The organism is Streptomyces daliensis, assembly GCF_054782395.1.
Genome location: NZ_BAAGSO010000138.1, coordinates 268 through 6,477, shown reverse-complemented (window position 1 = coordinate 6,477; position 6,210 = coordinate 268). Strand labels below are relative to the sequence as shown.

Annotated in this window: 5 protein-coding genes; 3 read left to right on the top strand and 2 right to left on the bottom strand. The window is 73.4% G+C overall.

Going from position 1 to position 6,210, the window contains the following annotated elements:
• Positions 1 to 285 precede the first annotated feature (285 nt).
• Both ACYVOO_RS39410 and ACYVOO_RS39405 read right to left on the bottom strand, forming a co-directional pair.
• Positions 286 to 1,272 (bottom strand): NAD(P)H-dependent flavin oxidoreductase, encoded by a 987-nt coding sequence (locus tag ACYVOO_RS39410; RefSeq protein ID WP_461020534.1) that lies wholly within the window; start codon positions 1,270 to 1,272, stop codon positions 286 to 288.
• 55 nt (positions 1,273 to 1,327) lie between these two features.
• Complete coding sequence (locus ACYVOO_RS39405) at positions 1,328 to 2,278, bottom strand: SDR family NAD(P)-dependent oxidoreductase (RefSeq protein ID WP_461020533.1); 951 nt, start codon at positions 2,276 to 2,278, stop codon at positions 1,328 to 1,330.
• A gap of 134 nt (positions 2,279 to 2,412) precedes the next feature.
• Here ACYVOO_RS39405 and ACYVOO_RS39400 point away from each other — a divergent pair, with 134 nt between their 5' ends.
• The 3 genes from ACYVOO_RS39400 to gudD all read left to right on the top strand — a co-directional run bounded on the left by ACYVOO_RS39400 (position 2,413) and on the right by gudD (position 6,116).
• The gene (locus tag ACYVOO_RS39400) at positions 2,413 to 3,009 is read left to right on the top strand and encodes a TetR/AcrR family transcriptional regulator (RefSeq protein ID WP_461020532.1); all 597 of its coding nucleotides are present in this window, start codon (positions 2,413 to 2,415) and stop codon (positions 3,007 to 3,009) included.
• A 231-nt stretch (positions 3,010 to 3,240) separates the two neighbouring features.
• The gene (locus ACYVOO_RS39395) at positions 3,241 to 4,638 is read left to right on the top strand and encodes an MFS transporter (protein ID WP_461020531.1); all 1,398 of its coding nucleotides are present in this window, start codon (positions 3,241 to 3,243) and stop codon (positions 4,636 to 4,638) included.
• Between the two features lie 71 nt (positions 4,639 to 4,709).
• On the top strand, positions 4,710 to 6,116 hold the full coding sequence (gene gudD, locus ACYVOO_RS39390; protein ID WP_461020530.1) for a glucarate dehydratase: 1,407 nt from the start codon (positions 4,710 to 4,712) through the stop codon (positions 6,114 to 6,116).
• Positions 6,117 to 6,210 lie beyond the last annotated feature (94 nt).

The window sequence follows — 6,210 nt, the reverse complement described above, 5'->3', positions numbered from 1 at the left end:
TTGCGGGGACACCCCACCACGTCCCCTCCCACCCGGTGGCCAACCTCCGGCCGGTGCCCCCTCCGCTTGTTCCCATGCTGTGTGCCCGCACAGCGCCACTGCCGTGCACCCGCCCCGGCGCCGTGCCGGAGGGGCCCCGGCCACCCCTGTTGTGGGCAAGCGTCCCGCTCGGCGAGGGGGCACCTCCCAGCGGTAGCTGGGGGAGGGTGGGCACAACCCGACCACCGGGCCGCAGTCGCGAGCGAAACCCCAGGGGGCACCCGGGTACGCGCCCCGACTGGGCGTTCAGTGGAGGGTGTCCAGTGTGGTTTCGGCCTCCTTGATGAGGGTGGATACGAGTCGTGCGGCCGGGGTGGGGTGGCCGGTGAGGGCGACGGACTGGCCCGCGTAGAGTGCCATTTCGTCCACGTTCCCCGTCGCGTCGGCGGTGGGGACCATGTCGGCGTAGCGGAGGTGGTCGCGGCCGTGCCGGTCCGTGGCCACCACCTCGCCCTCGCCGGGGCGACCGGGACCACGCGGGCACCCAGCGTCCTCCCAGCGGGCCAGCGTCGCATTGCGCAGCGCCCGGTGCGGCGCATCCGGCCACCCACCGTCAAAGCAGCGGGTGTGCACCGTGTCCGCCTCGGTCGCGTCCCGCAGCAGGGCCCGGTACCGCTCGTGGGTGTCCGCTTCCAGCGCCGTCAGGAAGCGGGTGCCGAGCCAGCCCGCCTGGGCGCCGAGCGCGAGCGCGGCGGCGAGCCCCCGGCCGTCGCCGATACCGCCCGCCGCGACGACCGGGAGGGGCCGCACCGCGTCCACGACGGCGGGCACCAGCGCCATGGTGGAAACCTCTCCCCTGACGTGGCCCCCGGCCTCCCAGCCCTGGGCCACCACCGCGTCGGCCCCCGCGTCCGCCGCGCGGCGGGCCTCCTCGACGCCGCCGACGGTGTGGAAGTGCAGCGCGCCCGCGGCGTGCACGCGGTCGGGCAGCCCCGCCGGGTCGCCCCAGAACGTGGAGACGAGAGGCACCCCCTCGTCGAGACAGGCCGTCAGGATCTCCTCGACGGGGAAGTCCAGCACAAGGTTGACGCCGAACGTACCGGCCGTGCGCCGCCGTACCTCGCGTATCTTCGCGACGGCCCGTGCCGGGGTGTCCCACGTCAGCGCGAGGGTTCCCATGCCCCCTGCCTCCGTGACGGCGGCGGCCAGCGCGGGCGTCGTCGCGGAGCCGACCGGGGCCTGGATGACGGGCACTTCGATGCCCAGCGTGGTGCACAGCGGTGTCGCGAGCACTCCCTCACCCCCACCTCCCCACTCCCCCACGCGCAGCGCGCCGACACGTGCCCCGTCAGCGTGCCGAGGCCAGCGTGTCCTCGGAGACCTGCCACAGCAGCCCGGCCGCCTCCGGGTCGAGGGCGTACGGGGCGACGCCGGAGAGGAAGCCCCCCTGGTGGTCGAGGGCCTCGGCGCAGTCCTCGAAGTAGCGGCCTCCGATGTCCTGGAGGAGCGGCGAGGTGGCGAGCAGCACGGATGTGGCCGCGCCCTGTTCGGGCGTCTTGCGCGTGAGTCCCGTGGCGCCCGCCTGGGCCCGGATGCGCTCCAGGTCCTCCTGCGAGACGTGCCGCTGGAGGTTGGTGGCGATCGACCCCGGCATCAGCGCGTTGACGGTGATGCCGTCGGACGCCCAGCGCTTGGTGGCCTCGACGGCGAAGAGCACGTTGGCCGTCTTGGACTGCCCGTAGGCCGACCACGGGTCGTACGGGCGCTCCTGGAAGTGGATGTCGTCGAAGACGACGGGCGAGCGCAGATGCCCGCTGGAGCTGACGGAGACGACGCGTGCTCCCCGCGCCGCCGTGAGCGCGCCGTGCAGCCCCGTGGCCAGCGCGAAGTGGCCGAGGTGGTTGGTGGCGAACTGCGACTCCCATCCCTGCGGGGTGCGCGTCTCGGGCGCGGCCATCACCCCCGCGTTGTTGACGAGGATGTGCAGCGGCCCGTCCCACGTGTCGGTGAGCGCCGCGACCGACCGCGGGTCGGCGAGGTCGAGGCGGGAGACGCGCAGGTTCGTGTTCCCCGTGGTGGTGGAGATGTCGCGCGCTGTGCGCTCGCCCGCGGCCGTGTCGCGTACGGCGAGGGTCACCTCGGCCCCGGCGCCCGCGAGGGCGCGGGCCGTCTCGACGCCGATGCCGGAGGACGCGCCGGTCACGAGGGCGCGGCGCCCTGTGAGGTCGATGCCGTCGATGACCTCGGCGGCCGTGGAGGTGGCGCCGAAGGGCGTGGTGATGCGCTCGGTGGAGGTCATGGCTCTGTCCCGTCTCGATGGCGCGGCGCGTGGGCCGCGCCCGTAGAATGAGAAACGGAGGACCCTCCGTTCACCCTGACGGTAACCGGAGGCACCTCCGTTTTGCAAGCGACCCCACCCCGAGGGAGAACAACGTGCCGGCCACCGGCCCCCGACCGCTGCGCGCCGACGCCCAGCGCAACCGCGATCGACTGCTCGCCGCCGCCCTGCGCGCCTTCTCCGAGGACGGGCCCGAGGCGACGCTGGAGGGCATCGCCAAGGAGGCGGGCGTCGGCATCGGCACCCTCTACCGGCACTTCCCGACGCGCGAGGCGCTGATCGAGGAGACGTACCGCAACGAGCTGGCCCGCCTGTGCGACGCCGTCCCCGGGCTCCTGGAGGAGCACGCACCCGACGAGGCGCTGCGCGCGTGGATGGAGCGCTGCCTGGAGTACATGACGACCAAGCGCGGCATGGCCGACGCGCTGCACGCCGTCATCGCCTCCGGCGGCAACCCGTTCGCGCACAGCAGGGAACAGCTCACCGCCGCGATCACCCGGCTCCTCGAAGCGGGCGCCGGGACCGGTGCACTGCGCCCGGACGTCGATCCCGTCGACGTGCTGATCGCGCTCAGCGGCGTCTCGCTCGCCGCGGGGCGGCCGGAGCAGCACGAGCAGGCGCGCCGCCTGCTCGACCTGCTGCTGGACGGGCTGCGCTACCGCGCCCCCGAGGACGCCTCGCCCCGCCCGTAACGGCGTCCGCAGCGGAGGCATCGATTCAATTCCGGCATCGGACCATACGAAATGAGTGTTGGACCTGACCGCGCATCACTTCTAGCTTCCTGTGAGGCAGGAGTCGCGACGGTGCCCCTGGTCAGGGCCTCGTACGAGCGCTGACGGCGCGCGTGCGGCTTCCGCTCCGGCCGGGCGGACAGCCTGGTCGCGCCGCACCCGCGAGGTGCCCGATGAGGAGAGAGGTCGCCGATGCCCTCCGCTCATGTCCCGCGCTCCGGTTCCCCCCTGGACAGCGCGGTCGCCAAGGTCTTCCGCCGCGTCGTCCCCCTGTTCGTCGTGATGCTGATCTGCAATCAGCTCAACCGCTCCAACATCGGCTACGCCCAGACGCACTTGGAGACGGACGTCGGCATCGGCGCGGCGGCCTACGGGCTGGGCGCCGGGCTCTTCTTCGTCGCGTACGCGATCTTCGAACTGCCCAGCAACGTGCTGATGGAGCGGTACGGGCCGAAGGTCTGGCTGACCCGGATCATGGTCAGCTGGGGCGCGGTGTCCGCCGCGATGGCGTTCGTCAACGGACCCGAGATGTTCTACGTGCTGCGCTTCCTGCTGGGCGTGGCCGAGGCGGGCTTCTTCCCCGCGATCATCTTCTACTTCTCGCGCTGGCTGCCCGGTTCGCACCGCGGCCGGGCCACCGCCATGTTCGTGGCCGGTTCCTCGATCGCCGCCGCCATCTCGGGCCCGGTCTCGGGGCCGCTGCTCTCCCTGCACGGGTTCTTGGGGTTCGCGGGCTGGCAGTGGCTGTTCGGCCTGGAGGGGCTGCTGTCGATCGTCGTGGGCTGCGTGGCCTACCGGCTGCTCGACTCGAAGATCGAGGACGCCAAGTGGCTCAGCGCGCCCGAGCAGGAGGCGCTGTCTGCCAGCGTGCGGCTGGAGGACGACGCCAGGCGTGCGGAGGCGGGCGCCAAGGCCGCCTCGGTGTCGCGGTGGCGGCTGCTGCTGCACCCGCAGGTGCTGGTGTTCTGCGGGATCTACTTCGCCATCCAGCTCTCGATCTACGCCAACACCTTCTGGCTGCCCAGCATCGTGCGGCGCATCGAGGGCACGAACGACGTCACCGTCGGCCTGCTCTCCTCGCTCCCCTGGATCTGCGCGGTCATCGCCATGTACCTGGCCGGGCGGGCCTCGGACCGCATGGGGCGGAGCAAGCCGCTGCTGATCTTCTCCCTGCTGGTCGCCGCGGGCGGCACCTATCTGGCGGCCATCGCCTCGCCCGTGGTCGCCCTGGTGTTCCTGTGCGTCGCCGCGATGGGCTTCAAGAGCGCGAGCCCGCTGTTCTGGACCATCCCGCAGGGCACGATGCACCCGGCCGTGCTGGCCCCGGCCATCGCGCTGGTCAACTCGCTGGGCAACCTCGGCGGCTTCGTCGCGCCGTACGGCTTCGGGCTCGTCAAGGAGGCGACGGGGCAGGTGACGTACGGGCTGTACGCGCTGGCGCTCTCCTCGCTGGTGGGGGCCGCGCTCGTGCTGCTGGTGCGCCGCGACCGCTCCCTGACCGGGCCGACGCAGCCCCCAGAGGCTCCGGAGACCCCGCAGCCCCGGCCGGGTCCCGAGGCGGGGCCCGCCTCGCCGCGCCCCGCCTCCTGAGCACTCCGCCCGTCCCTTCTCCGTCCCGCCCTGTCCGTCCCGCCTTGTCCGTACGCACCGAAGGACTCCGCATGGCCGCGCCCGTCCCCGTCTCCGCCTCCGCTCCCGTATCCGCCTCCGCTCCCGTATCCGCCTCCGCTCCCGTGTCCGCCGACCGTCCGGCCGTCGCCGCGATGCGGGTGATCCCCGTCGCGGGGCACGACAGCATGCTGCTCAACCTCAGCGGCGCGCACGCCCCGCACTTCACCCGCAACCTGGTCGTGCTGACCGACTCCGAGGGCCGCACCGGCGTCGGGGAGGTGCCGGGCGGCGAGTCCATACGGGCGACGCTGGAGGAGGCGCGGGACCTGGTGGTCGGCGCGGCCGTCGGCGACCTCCACGCCGTGCTGCGGTCGCTGCGGGAGCGCTTCGGGGACCGGGACGCGGGCGGCAGGGGGGCGCAGACCTTCGATCTGCGGGTGACCGTGCACGCGGTGACGGCCGTCGAGGCGGCGCTGCTGGATCTGCTCGGCCAGCACCTGGGCGTGCCCGTCGCCGCGCTGCTGGGCGAGGGGCGGCAGCGCACGCGGGTCCCCGTGCTCGGGTACCTCTTCTACGTCGGCGACCGCACCCGTACCGACCTGCCCTACCGCTCGGACCCCGGCGCCGAGGACGACTGGCTGCGGCTGCGCGACGAGGAGGCGCTGACGCCCGAGGCCGTCGTGCGCCTCGCGGAGGCGGCCCAGCGCCGGTACGGCTTCCAGGACTTCAAGCTCAAGGGCGGCGTACTGCCGGGCCCGGAGGAGGCGCGGGCGGTGCGCGCGCTGGCCGAGCGCTTCCCCGAAGCGCGCATCACCCTGGACCCCAACGGCGCGTGGCCGCTGGCCGAGGCGATCGCTCTGGGCCGGGAACTGCGCGACGTCCTCGCCTACGCTGAGGACCCGTGCGGCCCGGAGGGCGGCTATTCGGGGCGGGAGACCATGGCCGAGTTCCGCCGCGCGACGGGGCTGCGGACGGCCACCAACATGGTCGCGACCGACTGGCGGCAACTGGGCCACGCGGTACGCGCCGACGCCGTCGACATCCCGCTGGCCGACCCGCACTTCTGGACCCTGCACGGCTCGGTGCGCGTCGCCCAGTTGTGCGACGCGTGGGGGCTGACCTGGGGCTCGCACTCCAACAACCACTTCGATGTGTCGCTGGCGATGTTCACGCACGTGGCAGCCGCCGCGCCCGGTGACATCACCGCGATCGACACCCACTGGATCTGGCAGGACGGGCAGCGCCTGACCGCCGAGCCCTTCCGCATCGAGGACGGCACCCTCGCCGTCCCCGACCGCCCGGGCCTCGGTGTCGAACTCGACATGGAGCGGGTGGAGGAGGCGCACGAGCTGTACCGCTCGCTGGGCCTGGGTGGCCGTGACGACGCGGCGGCCATGCGGTTCCTGGTCCCCGACTGGCGGTTCGACGCGAAGCGGCCCGCGCTGGTACGCGACTGAACGGGGCTGGACGGGCGGGTCCCATGGGCCGGTCCCATGAGCCGGCCAGCCACCGGCTCACCGGCCCGCCGCGCGCGCCGGTCGTGAACGGGGA

What these genes read in the sequence shown, in the direction of transcription:
- ACYVOO_RS39405 (WP_461020533.1), bottom strand. Translation starts at nt 2,278, where the DNA reads ATGACCTCCACCGAGCGCATCACCACGCCCTTCGGCGCCACCTCCACG.
- ACYVOO_RS39395 (WP_461020531.1), top strand. Translation starts at nt 3,241, where the DNA reads ATGCCCTCCGCTCATGTCCCGCGCTCCGGTTCCCCCCTGGACAGCGCG.
- gudD (WP_461020530.1), top strand. Translation starts at nt 4,710, where the DNA reads ATGGCCGCGCCCGTCCCCGTCTCCGCCTCCGCTCCCGTATCCGCCTCC.